We start from the raw sequence: 13,869 nt of genomic DNA on the forward strand, positions 1-13,869 counted from the left end.
GCGAAAGGGGCCCGCCAGCCGGTGGCGCGATCCCTGGAGGCCTCCTCCCACGCCGCCGTTGCGGCCCCTCAGGATGAGGCGATCCGATCGGACGGATCGGTCCCCGAATCCGTCACGCCCGCGCGGCCGCGCCCTCGACCACGGCGCGGATACGCGGAAGCGCGGCCCGCGCGGCCCGGTGGCCGATGGCGATCCCCTCGGCGGCCTTGTGGAAGTCGAACAGGCCGAAGGACCCGACGTCCGGGCCGATGGCGACGTCGGGCGGGTCGCGCTCCAGCCGTGCCCGGGAGATCCGGTCCTGCGTGATGTTGAAGGCGCCGAGCACCACCCGGGCGAGGCCCGGAACGGGGATCTCCGGCTCGGAACTCTCGAAGCCCGGCAGGCGCCCGCGCATCACCTGCAGGAAGCTGCGCCGCGGCGGCGGCGCCGGAACCTCGTGCACGACCGGGCCGCCGGTGTCGCCGTTGAGGTTCACGCAGATCACGAGATCGGCCCCGAGGGCGCGGGCCAGCGCCACCGGGACTGGATTGACCAGCGTGCCGTCCATCAGCACCCGGCCCTCGTGGGTGACCGGCGGGAACAGGCCGGGGATCGCGTAGGAGGCGCGCACCGCATCCACGGCGGGCCCGTCGGTCAGGCTCACCTCGTGGCCGGTGCCGTACTCGGTGGCGACGCAGCCGAAGCGGATCGGCAGGTCCTCGATCCGGCGCGTGCCGAGATCGGCGAAGAGCCTCTGGCGCAGGCGGTTGCCGGCGATCAGGCCGGAGCCGGGCAGGCGCGGATCGATGAGCCCGACCACCCGGCGGCGGGTCAGCGTCCGGGCGAAGGCTTCCAGGCGGTCGAGCCGCCCCGCGGCGTAGCAGGCGCCGACCACCGCGCCGATCGAGCAGCCCGCCACCACGGTCGGGTGGATGCCGGCCTCCTCCAGGGCGCGCAGCACGCCGATATGCGCCCAGCCCCGGGCCGAGCCGCCGCCGAGCGCGAGCCCGATCCGCGGACCGGCGCGGGGCGCCGGGCGGATCGGTTCGACGGTGCCGGGCAGGAAATGGGGGACGGCTGGACACTCTTGCCACCGCGCCGTGGCAAGGGACGGGCTCATCGCCCGGCGGCCTTCAGGACGATTTGGCCGTCCGCCTCCCGGACGACGCTGCGGTAGAAGCAGTCCCGCCGCCCGGTGTGGCAGCAACCCCCGTCGCCGCCGACCTCGACGCGGATCAGCAGGGCGTCCTGGTCGCAATCGACCCGCATCTCCACGACGCGCTGGATCTGGCCGCTGGTCGCGCCCTTGTGCCAGAGTTCCTGGCGGGAGCGCGACCAGTACCAGGCCTCGCCGGTCTCGAGCGTGCGCGCCAGCGACTCGGCGTTCATGTGGGCGAGCATCAGCACCTGCCCGTCCCGCGCGTCCACCGCGATGCAGGCCACGAGACCATCCCGGTCGAAGCGGGGCGTGAGGGCAGGCCCCTCCTCGACCTCGGCGCGGGTGCCGGGGGGAGCGAAGGCGATGTCGCGCGCGGTCATGGTCGAGACGCCGCCCGGGACTACTTGGCGCCGCCGCGCACCAGGGTCAGGAAGCGGACCTGTTCGTTGGCATTGTCCTTGAAGACGCCCCGGAACTGGCTGGTGATGGTCGAGACGCCGGCCTTCTGCACGCCGCGCATCGCCATGCAGAGATGCTCTGCCTCGACCATCACGGCGACGCCGCGGGGCTTGAGGATGCTCTCGATCACGTCGGCGATCTGGGCGGTCATCGTCTCCTGCGTCTGCAGGCGCCGGGCGAAGGTGTCGACCACGCGGGCGAGCTTCGACAGGCCGACCACGCCCCGGGTCGGGTAATAGGCGATGTGGGCGAGCCCCATGAACGGCACCATGTGGTGCTCGCAGTGGGAGTGGAACGGGATGTCGCGCACCAGCACGATGTCCGAGTAGCCCTCGACCTCCTCGAAGACGCGCTCCAGCAGTTTCTCGGCATCGACGCTGTAGCCGCCGAACAGCTGCTCGTACGCCTTGGTGACCCGGGTGGGGGTGTCGAGCAGGCCCTCGCGGGTCGGATCGTCGCCGGCCCAGCGCAGGAGCGTGCGCACGGCGGCCTCGGCCTCGGCGCGGCTCGGGCGACCGGTCTCGATCCCGTCAGGGACGCGGGTGGCGGAGACCGGCTCGGGCGCGACCTCGACGGGACGGCCGTCATTCACCGGCCGATCGTCATTGCGCATGCCGTTCAGCCCTTGCCCGTCGAGACCGTTCCGGTCGAAACCCGGCGCGTCGCCCTGATAGGACAAGGATTTGAGGGCGGCATCCATGGCATCTCCGGCCCGCGCGATGCGGGACTTCATCGGGGTGCTGTCAGGCTTGGCGTACATCGTCGGATCGCGTCGGGCGTTCGAGGGAAGATCCCGGGCTCGAAAAGGTTTCGAGCCGGCGCCCCGGATGGACTGAAGCCTTTGAAACCACCGTGGCCGTGGGCGCGACCCTGGTCGACGGCCCGCCTCCTCGCGAAGCGACCGCAAGGGGCCTATATCATCGTTCGCGGGGCAACGCGCAATGCGCGAGCCGCGCGGCAGATTCCCGATGAGATTGGCGTACCCGGCCGAGGACCCGATGCTCGACGACATCTACAACCGCCGTATCCTGGAACTCGCCGCCGACATCCCCCGGCTCGGCCGGCTGGAGAATCCGGACGCCAGTGCCACTGCGCATTCCCGGTTGTGCGGTTCGACCGTGACGGTCGACCTCGTCCTCGGCGACGATGGCCGGGTGGCCGACTTCGCCCAGGAGGTCCGGGCCTGCGCGCTGGGGCAAGCCTCCTCGTCGCTGATGGGCCGCCACGTGGTCGGCGCCAGCGCGGACGAGCTGCGGGGCGTCCGCGAGACCATGCGGGCGATGCTCAGGGAGAGCGGCCCCGCGCCCGACGGCGCCTGGGCGGACCTCGCGGTGCTGGAGCCGGTGCGGGAGTTCAAGGCGCGCCACGCCTCCACGCTCCTGACCTTCGACGCGGTGGTGGATGCCCTCGACCAGATCGCCGCCAAGCGGCAGGCCGCCTGACGGCATGGCCCGGCGGGCCGCGCATTGGGTGATTCGCGGCTACCAGCTCACCCTGTCGGGCCTGATCGGCCGCCAGTGCCGCCACTGGCCGAGCTGCTCGGAATACACCGACACGGCCATCGCCCGGCACGGGCTGTGGCCCGGCGGCTGGATGGGATTCGCCCGGATCTGTCGCTGTGGACCGTTCGGTACCCATGGGATCGACCTCGTGCCGGAGCGGGTGCCGCAGGGGGGGGCGTGGTACCGCCCCTGGGTCTACGGCCGCTGGCGCGGCATCGAGGCGCCGCCTTCGCCCTTCGCCTGCGAGGCCCTGGAGGAGGGCGGCCGGGTCGACGCCCGCTGAGCGTCGTGTTCCCGTTTTGTTTCACGTGAAACACGCTTGATCGGTCGGGCGTCGCGCCACCTCGACGTGCCGGTGCAACCCGACCGCGAGCGGCGTCCGCTCACCCCGCCTCGCCCGTCCACCCCCTCATCCCGGGGTGCCCAAGTCGGCGGGCCGCGACGGCGAGCGCCAGGGGGACTCGCGACCCCCGGAACCGTCCTTGGAGGTTTGCGCCGCCCGGCCTCTCAGGACGCGGAGGCGGGTCGGACGTCCTGGGCCGTCCCTGTCCGACGGCCCGTCCTCCGCATCCGCCGATCCTCACGCGGCCTGACGATTGGCCGCCAGCCGCTCGGCGAACTCGATCGCCTCGATCAGGCTGCGCTCGTTGGCGATCCCGGTGCCGGCGATGTCGAAGGCGGTGCCGTGATCGACCGAGGTCCGGATGATCGGCAGGCCGAGGGTGACGTTCACGCCCGACAGGTCCATCCACTTGCCCGTGGCCGGGTCGATCTCGAAGCCGAGGAGCTTCACCGGGATGTGACCCTGGTCGTGGTACATCGCCACCACCGCGTCGTACTGGCCCGCGCGCAGCTTCACGAACACCGTGTCGCCCGGCACCGGCCCGTGGATGTCGAGCCCGTCGGCGTTGGCCTGCGCGATCACCGGGGCGCTGACATCGATGTCCTGGCGTCCGAACAGGCCGCCCTCGCCGGCATGGGGGTTGAGCGCCGCCACGGCGATCTTCGGCTTGGCCAAGCCCAGCCCCTTCAGGGCCTTGTCGGTGAGGTCGATGACGAGGCGCAGGCGCTCCGGGGTCAGGCGCTTCGGCACGTCCTCCAGGGCCACGTGGGTCGTGACGTGGGAGACCCGCATGTTGCCATGGGCCAGCATCATCACCGAGCCGCGCACGCCGGTCAGCTCCGCCAGCATCTCGGTGTGGCCGGCATAGTGGTAGCCGGCCTTGTTGAGCGCCTCCTTGTTCAGCGGCGCCGTGACGATGCCGCCGACCTTGCCGGCCATGGCGAGGCGCACCCCGGCCTCGATCGCCTTGTAGGCGAAGCGCCCGCCATCGGCCGAGAGCCGGCCCGGCTCGATCGGCGCGCCCTCCGCGTCGGCCTGGAGGCAGCACAGGGCCGGCCAGTCGCCGCCCTCGGAAACCTCGGGGATCCGCTCGGGGAGAAGGCCCAGGGCCTCCTCCGCCCGGTGAAGGGCCGGGGCGCTGCCAATGATCATCAGGCGCAGATCGCCCGCGGCGATCCGATCCTTCAGCCGCGCGGCGGCCTTGACGATGATCTCCGGCCCGATGCCGGCCGGATCGCCCATGGTGATGGCCAGATGTGGGGTCACGCGTCGCTCCTGCTGCGCGGAAAGCCGTTGCCGTAGAGTAGATCGCGCCAGACGCCCTCTGTTCCGAAGGCGCCCGATTTCGACACGACCGCCACCCCGTCCCAGCGGCCGCCCCGCAGGGTCGAGCGGGGCAGACCCGGGGCGATCTGTCCGGTGACGTCGAGGCGCAGGACGCCCAGGGCGAGGCAGAGCGCCTTGAGGGTCTCGCCGCCGGCCACCAGCAGCGTGCCGGGCCGCGGGATCCGGTCGATCACGCCCGCGAAGGTCCGGGCGATCCGCGCCGCGGCCTCCTCGCGGGCGATCCCGTCGGGCAGCGCGAGGCTCGCCAGGGCGACGCCGTCCCGGTCGAGGCGCGCGGCCACCGCGCCGGCCTGATCCGGGTCCTGCGCCGACAGGACGAGGTGGTGGCCGCCGCAGGCCGCGAGCTGCGCCGCGGTCTCGGGCCGGTCGGAGCCGAACAGTCCGAGCACGGGGCCGACGAGCCGGTCGTCGCCCGGGGCCGCCGCGTCTCCCGCCAGGGCGGCCGCGAGGCCGCCGCTGCCGCACCAGAGCACCGGCCCGTCGCCGCCGAGCGCGGCCACCTGGACGAGGTCGGGATCCTTGCCCGCGTCGTAGACGGCCACGCCCGCGACCGGGCCCTCGGCCACGCTGGCCCGGCGCGCCGGCAATCCGACGGCCCGCAAGGCCTCGGCGATGTCGCCCGAGACCGGCTCGAAGCCGCCGCCCCGTCGGGCGAGCTGATACCCGCCCTCCGTGCGGCGGCCCTGGAACGGGAAGGCCGGCGCCACGACGCAGCGCTCCCAGGCCCCGGTCCGCAGCACCGCCGCGAGTTCCGCCGCCCAGGGACCGCGCAGCAGGCTGTCGACCTTCTTGAAGGCGATGTCGGCGCCGTCCAGCCGGGACGCGAGGCCTCCGACGATCCGCCCGGCGGCCTCCGCCGACAGCTCCCGGGTGCCGGAATCCATCGCCAGGCATCCGGCGGCCTCAGCCGTCAGGATCTCCGGCCACGCGACCGGGATCGACCCGCACAGGCCGGTGAAGCCTGCAGCCGTGTCGAGGGTGCCGGTGAGGTCGTCGGCGATGAGGCGCAGGCAGGTCATGTCGGGCGGATCATGGCAGGAACCCCGTCGGCCACTCCGCCCGACCGCGGCTCGCCTGCTTGTTGTCAGGTTGTCACCCGGCATACAGAGCGGCCGGAGCGGGGGTCAAGCGCGCGGCTCCGCGGGGCCGGGTTTCGCGGCCCGACCGGGATCGAGGGCGAGGTCGAGGAGCCGCCCCTCGAACAGCCGGTTCCGGGACGTGGCGATATGGGCGGCCATGCGGGCCTGGGCCTCCGCACCGTCGCCGCCCGCGATCGCCGCGAAGATCCCGCGATGCTCCTCCAGTACGCCGCGCAGGCCGGAGCGCGGGCCCTGCAGGGCGAGGCCGTGGATCGTCATGCCCACGGCGATGTGCGGTTGCAGCGCCTCCAGGCAGGCCGCGTAGTAATGGTTGTTCGACGCCGCCGCGATCGCGTGATGGAAGGCGAAGTCAGCATCCGCCCGGTGCTGGGCCTGCCGCGTCGCCGCCGTGAGCCGGTCGAGCGTCGCCGCGATGCGGCCCAGGGCGTCGGCATCGCGGCGCAGGGCCGCGTGGAAGGCGGCGTCCGGCTCGAGGGTGAGCCGGAACTCGTAGCAGCGCTGGATGTCGGCGATGCTCTCCACCGGGGCGAAGCCCAGGGCCGGACGCGCCGCCCGCGCCCGCACGAAGCTGCCCGCCCCCTGCCGCGAGGCGATGGCGCCCTCCCGGCGCAGCCGCTCGAGGGCCGCCCGGACCACCGGGCGCGAGACCCGGAAGCGTCCCGCGAGGTCATGCTCGCTCGGGAGCCGTGTGTCGGGCCCGTAGGTGCCGTCCGCGATCCCCGTGAGGAGCGCGTGATAGACGCCGTCGGCCAGGGAGACGGGCCGGGTCGGGGCCGCACCGCGGCCCGCCGGCCGCTCCGGCGCCTGCACCCGGTCGAGTCGGTCGGGTCGGTCGGACGGGTCGAACGGGGATGGGGACCTCGCTGACGACATCCCCGGAGGCCTCCGCGGCTCGAGACAGGCGGCGCCGAGTCAGCGATGAGCCGCCCGGCTTGTCAACATGTGCACGGTCGGGGCCGCAAGTTGCGCGGACTTGTCGAAAGGTTGTAGCAGCCGGCTCGGGGGCTGAGCGGGCGCCGAGGCCCGGGACGGGGCGGCGCCGGAAGGGCGAACCATGCAGATTCCCATCAAGCGCTCCCTGGAGCGCGTGCCCGGCGGCCTGATGGTGGTGCCGCTGTTCCTCGGCGCGATCCTCCACACGCTCTTCCCGAACACCGCGACGTTCTTCGGCTCGTTCACCGGCGCGCTGTTCAACGGCGCGCTGCCGATCCTGGCGGTGTTCTTCGTCTGCATGGGCGCGGGCATCGATTTCCGCGCCGCCCCGGCGATCGCCCGCAAGGGCGGCGTGCTGCTGGCCGCCAAGGTCGGCGTCGCGGCGATCATGGGCGTGGTGTTCGGGCAGTTCCTGGGCGAGTCGCCCGTGACCAGCGGGGCATTCGCGGGGATCTCGACGCTCGCGATCGTCGCCGCCATGAACGACACCAATGGCGGGCTCTACCTCGCCCTGATGGGCCAGTTCGGCCGCCCGAAGGATGCGGGCGCCTACGCGATCATGAGCCTCGAATCCGGACCGTTCCTCACCATGGTGACCCTCGGTCTGGCAGGCCTGTCCGCCTTCCCGTGGCCGACACTGGTGGGCAGCATCCTGCCGCTGCTGATCGGCATGATCCTGGGCAACCTCGACCGCGACATGCGCGCCTTCCTGTCGGGGGCGGCGCCCGTGATGATCCCGTTCTTCGCCTTCGCCCTCGGCTTCGGGCTCGACCTCGCCAAGATCTGGCAGGCAGGTCTCCTCGGCATCGGGCTCGGCGTGGCCGTGGTGGCGGTCACCGGGGCGGTCCTGTTCGTCGCCGACCGGCTCACCGGGGGCAACGGCGTCGCCGGGGTCGCGGCGGCCTCCACGGCCGGCAATGCCGCCGCGGTGCCGGCGATCATCGCGGCCGCCAACCCCGCCTACGCGGAGGCGGCCGGTCCCGCCACCGTGCTGGTGGCGGCGAGCGTGGTGGTCACGGCGCTGCTCGTGCCGCTGCTGACCGCCTCCGTGGCCGCCCGGGTCGGGCCGGAGCGCGATCCGTCCGCGCCGGTGCCGGATCCGGTACCGCAGCCCGCCACGACGGCGCACTGACCGGTCCGCGCGTCCGCCCGTGCGCATCCGGGCGGCAACCGAAGGGCACGACGCCTGTTGTCTCGGCAGACAGCCCGGCGCGGCCGGGCGCGACCGACGATCAGAGCGGGCACAGCATGTCCACCGAACCCCGGGGCAAGACGCATATCGACATCTACGACCGCGCCATGCGCGAGGCGTGGGCTCAGCGTTTCGGCGTCAGCGAAGTTCGCCTGCGCAAGGCGGTCACGATGGTGGGCAGCCGGATCACCACCGTGGCCGCCTATCTCGACAGGCCGGCGTCCTGACCCGGCGGGCCGCTTCGTGAAGCCCGATTTCCATCCGCCGCCGGGGTGGCCCCATCCCGAGAACCAAGCGCCCGGGTTCGACATGGCGCCCGGACCCGACGACGCGAGCGCCCCGCTCGCGGGGCCGGATGCCATAAGTTTCGAGCAGATCCGCGAGCGGGCCTACGAGCTGTGGGAGCGCAATCACCGACCGGAGGGGTTCGAGATCGAGTTCTGGCTCCTGGCCGAGCGTGAGCTGCGCAACGAGCGGGAGCGGCGGAAGGCCGCGCACGAGCCGGCACCGTCCGGCCTCGGTCCGCCGTCCGGCTGACGCACGTCGGCGGCGGGTTGATCCGCCACCGCCGCGCCCGCAAGGGGCGGGATACGCCTCCGATCGTGCGGGATCGGCCCGCGGGCGGCGCTGCTCAGGCCGCGGTGGCCGCCTTCCGGGCGTCGGCCACTGCGGCCTCGAAGGCCATGAACGCCTGCGTGGCCTCGTCCCAGGCCTGGGCGCGGATGTGGCGGGCGAGGGCAGCGGCCTGATCGCGGGCCTGCGACAGGGCCGTTTCCACGGCGGCGGGCCGCGCCGGATCGGCGGGGATTCCCGGGGGCGGCGTGTCCACGGAGCGCATCCCGACCAGAGTCGCCGCCAGCGCGCGGCGCCAGGCCGCGCAATCGGCCGGGATCCGGGCGACCCGCAGGTCGGCACCCTCGCGCTCCTGCTGGTCGAGCAGGGTGCGGCTCAGATCCTCGATCTGCTCGAGCTGGGCCAGGGCATCGCCGATCTCCCGGCGGGCCTTGTCGGTCCCCTGCGCGATCTGGCCGACGTTCCGCGCGATGTCGCCGGTGGCCTGGATCTGCTGGGTCATGATCTCGGAGGCTTCGCGCATCTGCGCCGCGACGGTCGCCACGGCGCCGCTCTCGGCCTCGACGCGGGCATTGGCCCGCACCATGGCGGCGGCGCCGGTCTCCACCGCGCTGCGGCTGCGCGTCACCGCCGCCTGCATCGCCGCCATCTCCTCGCGCAGGCCGTTCACGCGGGCGCGGATCTCGTCGGTCGCCTTGGCGGTCTGGGCCGACAGGGTCTTCACCTCGGCGGCGACGACGGCGAAGCCGCGGCCGGCTTCGCCCGCCCGGGCGGCCTCGATGGTCGCGTTCAACGCCAGCAGGTTGGTCTGGGCCGAGATCGCCGCGATGGTGCCGGCCATCTCCTCGATGCGCAGGGCCGCTGCCGAGAAGCTGTCGAGGCGGCCGCCGATCTCCTCGGTGCCTTCCTCGATCCCGCGCATGCCGTCGGTGGCACGCTGGAGATCGCCGACGCAGGTGGCGATGCCGGCCCGGGCCGTCTCGGCGGTCTCGGCCGCCGAGGAGGAGCGGGCCGCGATCTCGCTCGTGGTGGCGGCGAGTTCCTCGCTGGCGGCGGCGATCAGGCGGGCCTGCTCGGCGGTGCCCGACGCGTCGTGGGTCATCCAGCCGATCGAGACGCCGGCATCCGAGGCCGAAGCCGACAGCCGTGCCAGCAGCGGCAGCCACGCGCGATTCGGGACCGCCGCGGCGGCGTCGGGCTGCCGGGCCGCTTCGACGGCGACCGCGACGGTTGCCTCGGTCGGCGCGCGCACCGTCACCGCGGGTTCGACCACGGCTTCGTTCCGACGCCGCCGGCGCAAGCTGAACATGCGGGTACCTCCGACATTCCAATCAGAAAGAGATTCGCATGGAATCTTCAACCAATGGTGAAGGATGAGCTCGTCGCTTGACCCGAGTGAAGTGACCGTCCTGCAGCCTAAAGCCAGGATTGCATAGGTTTGATGACCCCCGGGCGTAGTCCGCCCGGGGGAACGGTAAGCTATTCGCCGGTCAATGCGGCCTTGGTGCGGGACCACCAGCCGGCGCGCTTGGGACGATCCGGATCGGCCGGCGGCGTCAGCACGACCGCCACGGGCTCGCGGACCGGCTCGGGGGCCCTGTCAGCCACCGGCTCCGCCAGCGTCTCGGCGGCATGATCGACCGTGGACGCGTCCGGCTCGGACGCAACCGGGAGATCCACCGCGGTCTCGCCCCGGGCTGCCGACGGTGCGGCCTCGACCGCCTCCGCCACCGCCTGCGCGCTCACCGGCTCCTCTGCCGACAGGACGACCGCGTCACCCGCCATCTCGGGGACGTCCTCGGACTCGGCGGCGTCCCGGGTGCGACCCTCGCCGCGACCCCGTCCGCCCCGACGCCCCCGGCGACGGCGGCGCCCGTTCTCGTCCTCAGTGCGGGCCGCCTCATCCGGTCCGGCGACGGCCTCGTCGGAGTCCCGGGCCTCTGCGGCGACGGCAATCTCGGCCAGCCCGTCGGCGGCAACCGGCTCCCGGCCCTCCCAGCCGTCGTTCCGCCCGTCCTCGGGGCTGTCCTTGCGCCCGTCCTCGCGGCTGTCCTCGCCGTCCTCCTCCTCCGGGCGCTCGCCACCCTGACGCTCGTCCTCGGCGCGGCCTTCCGGCCGGCCGCCCCGGCGGCGGCGGCGACGACGGCGGCGGCGGCCGTCGCCTTCCTCGCGCGTTCCATCCTCGCGGGCTTCGGTGTGGCCCTCCTCGGCGTCGCCCTCGGCGTCCACCTCGGTCTCTGCCTCCGCCTCGGCGGCGTCGGCCTCGTCGGCTTCGTCATCCTCGTCGTCGAACTCGGTGACCGGGGAGATCGCCTGGGCGCGCACGCCCGTGACCGGACCTTCGGCGCGCTGGGCCGGCTCGCCCCGGTCGAGCTGGAAGGCGGCCGTGACCGCCAGCCCCTCGTCGGCCGCGATCGTGATGGTGACGCCGAAGCGCAGCTCCAGCTCGCGCAGGTGCCCGCGCTTCTGGTTGAGGATGTACAGCGCCACCTCGGTCCGGGTGCGCAGGATCAGGTTGTGGGAGGAGGATTTGAGCAGCGCCTCCTCGATGGAGCGCAGGATGTGGAGCGCCACCGAGGCGGTGGCGCGCACGAAGCCCGAGCCGCCGCAATGGACGCAGGGGATCGAGGAGGATTCGAGCACGCCGGTGCGGATGCGCTGGCGGCTCATCTCCATGAGGCCGAAGGGCGAGATCCGGCCGACCTGGATGCGGGCGCGATCGTTCTTCAGGCACTCGTTGAGCTTCTTCTCGACGGCGCGATTGTTCCGCTTCTCCTCCATGTCGATGAAGTCGATGACGATCAAGCCCGCGAGGTCGCGCAGGCGCAGCTGCCGGGCGACCTCCTCGGCGGCCTCGAGGTTCGTCTTGAGGGCGGTGTCCTCGATGTCGTGCTCGCGGGTGGCGCGGCCGGAATTGACGTCGATCGAGACCAGGGCCTCGGTCGGGTTGATCACCAGGTAGCCGCCGGACTTCAGCGAGACGTGGGTCGAGAACATCGCGTCGAGCTGCTGCTCGACGCCGAAGCGGGCGAAGATCGGCGTCGCGTCGCGGTAGGGCTTCACGACCTTGGACTGGCCGGGCATCAGCATCCGCATGAAGTCCTTGGCCTCGCGATAGGCGTCCTCGCCGGCGACCAGAACCTCGTCCAGATCCTTGTTGTACAGGTCGCGGATGGCGCGCTTGATCAGCGAACCCTCCTCGTAGACCAGCGCGGGCGCCATCGAGGTCAGCGTCAGCTCGCGGACCGACTCCCACAGCCGCATCAGGTACTCGAAGTCGCGGGCGATCTCGGGCTTGGAGCGCGAGGCGCCGGCGGTGCGCAGGATGACGCCCATCCCCTCGGGCACCTCCAGGTCCTGCACGACCTCCTTGAGGCGCTTGCGGTCGGCCGCCGAGGTGATCTTGCGGGAGATGCCGCCGCCCCGGCCGGTGTTGGGCATCAGCACGGAGTAGCGGCCGGCCAGCGACAGGTAGGTGGTGAGCGCCGCGCCCTTCGTGCCGCGCTCCTCCTTGACCACCTGCACCAGGATGATCTGGCGGCGCTTGATCACCTCCTGGATCTTGTACTGGCGGCGGTAGTGGCGGGGCCGCTCGGGAATCTCGGCGAGCGCGTCGCCGTTGCCGCCGATCTGGGCGATCCGGGGCTCGGCATCCGGATCGTCGGAATCCTCGTCCGAATCCTCGTCGGCTTCGTCCTCGTCGTCGGAGTCCTCGTCCTCATCCTCGTCGTCGGAGTCCTCGTCCTCCGACTCGTCCTCGTCGGACACGTCGTCGGACACGTCCGCGGTCGAGGCATCCGCCACCGGCGCCTCCGCGACATCCTCCGCGGCGCTGTCGGCCGGCGCGTCTGCCCGGGCGTCTGCCGACGCGTCTTCCGGCGCCTCTTCCGGCATGTCGGACACGGTCAGCGCCTCGGCCACGGCGATCCGGGCCTCGGGCTCGTCCGGATTGTCCTGGTCGGTGGCCGCCTCCTCGGGCTGCCCCCCGAACGGGGCGGGGCCGCCGGCGGCCTCGTCGGTCGGCGCCCGCGCGGCCCGCGTCTCGGCGATGTCGCCGGCCTGCGCCTCGGAGGCGAGGGCCTCCTGCACGGCCTCGGCGTTCTCCGCGAGCGTGTCCGGCATGCCGGCGGGTGCGATCCCGGCCTCGGCGGGGGCCTGGTCGTCGGTCCGGCCATCGGCCTGCGGCGCCTCGCTCGTGTCCTCGACGCTCACCGTCTCGTCGGTGTCGCGGGCACGGGCCTCGGCGCGGCGGCCGCGGGAGCGGCGCGGCGACCGGCGGCGGCGCTCCTCGCGCTCGCGATGCTCCTCGGCGTCACGGGCCTCCTCCTCGAGGAGGGCCTGCCGGTCGGCGAGGGGAATCTGATAATAGTCGGGATGGATCTCGTTGAAGGCCAGGAAGCCGTGGCGGTTGCCGCCATATTCCACGAACGCCGCCTGGAGCGACGGCTCCACCCGGGTGACCTTGGCGAGGTAGATGTTGCCGCGCAGCTGGCGCCGGTTGGCGGCCTCGAAGTCGAATTCCTCGACCCTAGACCCGTGGACCGTGACGACCCGGGTCTCCTCCGGGTGCATCGCGTCGATCAGCATTTTGTTGGCCATGTCGGACTCTCGGCATGGCGGCCGACGTCGTTCTCCGTGCCCGTGGTCCCGGCGGCGCCTCACCCGACGTCAAACCTGTCGGGCGTGGTGCCGGCCTCGTCGCCGAGGCGGATGGGTTCGAGGGGAAATTGCCGTCAACCGCCGCTCGGCGCCTGGGGCGCCTGGGGTTGAACCTGGCCGGGAGGAGGGACAGACCGGTCCGACGCACGACATGCGCCTCCGGGGCACGCGCAGCGCTCTGCTGGGCCGTGCGTCCGTCCATCGTGGTCCCGACCTCGCGAAACACTCTCGGCCGGAGGGGACCGGCCGTGAATTCCTGGGTGCGACGGAGGATCTCCGCCGCGTCGTGCGACACCTGCCCGATCGGGGAAGACACCCGTCGCCGCCAGACGGACCAACAGAGTCCGCCGCGACACCGCGGCCGTCTTCGCGAGGAATTCGGCCACGTCCACGGGCCGTTGCGGCGGCCGGCGGGACCGGAAGGGGTCGGTATCATTACAGACCGCTGCGCGGATTTGGCAAGGGTCAAGCGTGAATAGATGTCACGGGGGTGTCACGCCCGCCGGGCCGGCGGCCGGCCGGCTCGCACGCGGCGCGACGATCGAGGGCCGCGCGGGAGGCCGGGCTGCCGCATATCCCGGGATCGCTGCGCCGCGCCCGCGACGACGGGACCGCGCTCCGGC

Annotated in this window: 13 protein-coding genes; 5 read left to right on the forward strand and 8 right to left on the reverse strand. The window is 72.9% G+C overall.

The features are described from left to right. Positions 1 to 112: 112 nt before the first annotated feature. The 3 genes from MFF58_RS05760 to folE are packed head-to-tail and all read right to left on the reverse strand — an operon-like array spanning position 113 to position 2,210. The gene (locus MFF58_RS05760) at positions 113 to 1,099 is read right to left on the reverse strand and encodes a patatin-like phospholipase family protein (protein WP_238285938.1); all 987 of its coding nucleotides are present in this window, start codon (positions 1,097 to 1,099) and stop codon (positions 113 to 115) included. Further along, on the reverse strand, positions 1,096 to 1,518 hold the full coding sequence (gene hisI / locus MFF58_RS05765) for a phosphoribosyl-AMP cyclohydrolase (protein ID WP_238285940.1): 423 nt from the start codon (positions 1,516 to 1,518) through the stop codon (positions 1,096 to 1,098). Before hisI ends, MFF58_RS05760 begins: the two co-directional genes overlap by 4 nt. Before the next feature lie 20 nt (positions 1,519 to 1,538). Further along, positions 1,539 to 2,210 (reverse strand): GTP cyclohydrolase I FolE, encoded by a 672-nt coding sequence (gene folE / locus MFF58_RS05770; protein ID WP_494337832.1) that lies wholly within the window; start codon positions 2,208 to 2,210, stop codon positions 1,539 to 1,541. A 385-nt stretch (positions 2,211 to 2,595) separates the two neighbouring features. Between folE and MFF58_RS05775 the strand changes: the two genes are divergently transcribed. Continuing rightward, positions 2,596 to 3,039 (forward strand): iron-sulfur cluster assembly scaffold protein, encoded by a 444-nt coding sequence (locus tag MFF58_RS05775; RefSeq protein ID WP_238286001.1) that lies wholly within the window; start codon positions 2,596 to 2,598, stop codon positions 3,037 to 3,039. Between the two features lie 4 nt (positions 3,040 to 3,043). Then, positions 3,044 to 3,382 carry a membrane protein insertion efficiency factor YidD gene (yidD, locus tag MFF58_RS05780; RefSeq protein ID WP_238285942.1) on the forward strand — a complete coding sequence of 113 codons (339 nt, stop codon included), beginning with the start codon at positions 3,044 to 3,046 and terminating at the stop codon, positions 3,380 to 3,382. Positions 3,383 to 3,679: 297 nt separating this feature from the next. On the opposite strand, the gene pdxA is transcribed toward yidD, so the two are convergent. From pdxA to MFF58_RS05795, 3 genes are all read right to left on the reverse strand, one after another. After that, a complete protein-coding gene (pdxA, locus tag MFF58_RS05785; RefSeq protein WP_238285943.1) occupies positions 3,680 to 4,708 on the reverse strand; it encodes a 4-hydroxythreonine-4-phosphate dehydrogenase PdxA in 1,029 nt (342 codons plus the stop codon). Beyond that, positions 4,705 to 5,808, reverse strand: a complete 1,104-nt coding sequence (locus tag MFF58_RS05790; protein WP_238285944.1) for a four-carbon acid sugar kinase family protein — start codon at positions 5,806 to 5,808, stop codon at positions 4,705 to 4,707. Before MFF58_RS05790 ends, pdxA begins: the two co-directional genes overlap by 4 nt. A gap of 105 nt (positions 5,809 to 5,913) precedes the next feature. Beyond that, on the reverse strand, positions 5,914 to 6,762 hold the full coding sequence (locus MFF58_RS05795; RefSeq protein ID WP_238285945.1) for a FadR/GntR family transcriptional regulator: 849 nt from the start codon (positions 6,760 to 6,762) through the stop codon (positions 5,914 to 5,916). A gap of 181 nt (positions 6,763 to 6,943) precedes the next feature. Between MFF58_RS05795 and MFF58_RS05800 the strand changes: the two genes are divergently transcribed. The 3 genes from MFF58_RS05800 to MFF58_RS05810 all read left to right on the forward strand — a co-directional run bounded on the left by MFF58_RS05800 (position 6,944) and on the right by MFF58_RS05810 (position 8,551). Further along, positions 6,944 to 7,954 carry a 2-keto-3-deoxygluconate permease gene (locus MFF58_RS05800; RefSeq protein WP_279602904.1) on the forward strand — a complete coding sequence of 337 codons (1,011 nt, stop codon included), beginning with the start codon at positions 6,944 to 6,946 and terminating at the stop codon, positions 7,952 to 7,954. A 116-nt stretch (positions 7,955 to 8,070) separates the two neighbouring features. Further along, positions 8,071 to 8,241, forward strand: a complete 171-nt coding sequence (locus MFF58_RS05805; protein ID WP_238285946.1) for a DUF3606 domain-containing protein — start codon at positions 8,071 to 8,073, stop codon at positions 8,239 to 8,241. Positions 8,242 to 8,257: 16 nt separating this feature from the next. Next, on the forward strand, positions 8,258 to 8,551 hold the full coding sequence (locus MFF58_RS05810) for a DUF2934 domain-containing protein (protein ID WP_308445416.1): 294 nt from the start codon (positions 8,258 to 8,260) through the stop codon (positions 8,549 to 8,551). Positions 8,552 to 8,645: 94 nt separating this feature from the next. Here the strand turns inward: MFF58_RS05810 and MFF58_RS05815 are convergent, their stop codons facing one another. Together MFF58_RS05815 and MFF58_RS05820 are read right to left on the reverse strand one after the other, a co-directional pair. After that, entirely contained in the window at positions 8,646 to 9,896 is a 1,251-nt protein-coding gene (locus tag MFF58_RS05815; RefSeq protein ID WP_238285949.1) for a methyl-accepting chemotaxis protein, read from the reverse strand. Between the two features lie 170 nt (positions 9,897 to 10,066). After that, on the reverse strand, positions 10,067 to 13,186 hold the full coding sequence (locus MFF58_RS05820) for an Rne/Rng family ribonuclease (protein WP_238285951.1): 3,120 nt from the start codon (positions 13,184 to 13,186) through the stop codon (positions 10,067 to 10,069). Positions 13,187 to 13,869 lie beyond the last annotated feature (683 nt).

This window comes from Methylobacterium longum (assembly GCF_022179385.1).
GTDB lineage: Bacteria > Pseudomonadota > Alphaproteobacteria > Rhizobiales > Beijerinckiaceae > Methylobacterium > Methylobacterium longum.

Excerpts from the sequence above, each read along its gene's own strand:
- MFF58_RS05760 (WP_238285938.1), bottom strand. The coding sequence starts at position 1,099 with ATGAGCCCGTCCCTTGCCACGGCGCGGTGGCAAGAGTGTCCAGCCGTC.
- hisI (WP_238285940.1), bottom strand. The coding sequence starts at position 1,518 with ATGACCGCGCGCGACATCGCCTTCGCTCCCCCCGGCACCCGCGCCGAG.
- folE (WP_494337832.1), bottom strand. The coding sequence starts at position 2,210 with ATGCGCAATGACGATCGGCCGGTGAATGACGGCCGTCCCGTCGAGGTC.
- MFF58_RS05775 (WP_238286001.1), top strand. The coding sequence starts at position 2,596 with ATGCTCGACGACATCTACAACCGCCGTATCCTGGAACTCGCCGCCGAC.
- yidD (WP_238285942.1), top strand. The coding sequence starts at position 3,044 with ATGGCCCGGCGGGCCGCGCATTGGGTGATTCGCGGCTACCAGCTCACC.
- MFF58_RS05790 (WP_238285944.1), bottom strand. The coding sequence starts at position 5,808 with ATGACCTGCCTGCGCCTCATCGCCGACGACCTCACCGGCACCCTCGAC.
- MFF58_RS05795 (WP_238285945.1), bottom strand. The coding sequence starts at position 6,762 with ATGTCGTCAGCGAGGTCCCCATCCCCGTTCGACCCGTCCGACCGACCC.
- MFF58_RS05800 (WP_279602904.1), top strand. The coding sequence starts at position 6,944 with ATGCAGATTCCCATCAAGCGCTCCCTGGAGCGCGTGCCCGGCGGCCTG.
- MFF58_RS05805 (WP_238285946.1), top strand. The coding sequence starts at position 8,071 with ATGTCCACCGAACCCCGGGGCAAGACGCATATCGACATCTACGACCGC.
- MFF58_RS05815 (WP_238285949.1), bottom strand. The coding sequence starts at position 9,896 with ATGTTCAGCTTGCGCCGGCGGCGTCGGAACGAAGCCGTGGTCGAACCC.
- MFF58_RS05820 (WP_238285951.1), bottom strand. The coding sequence starts at position 13,186 with ATGGCCAACAAAATGCTGATCGACGCGATGCACCCGGAGGAGACCCGG.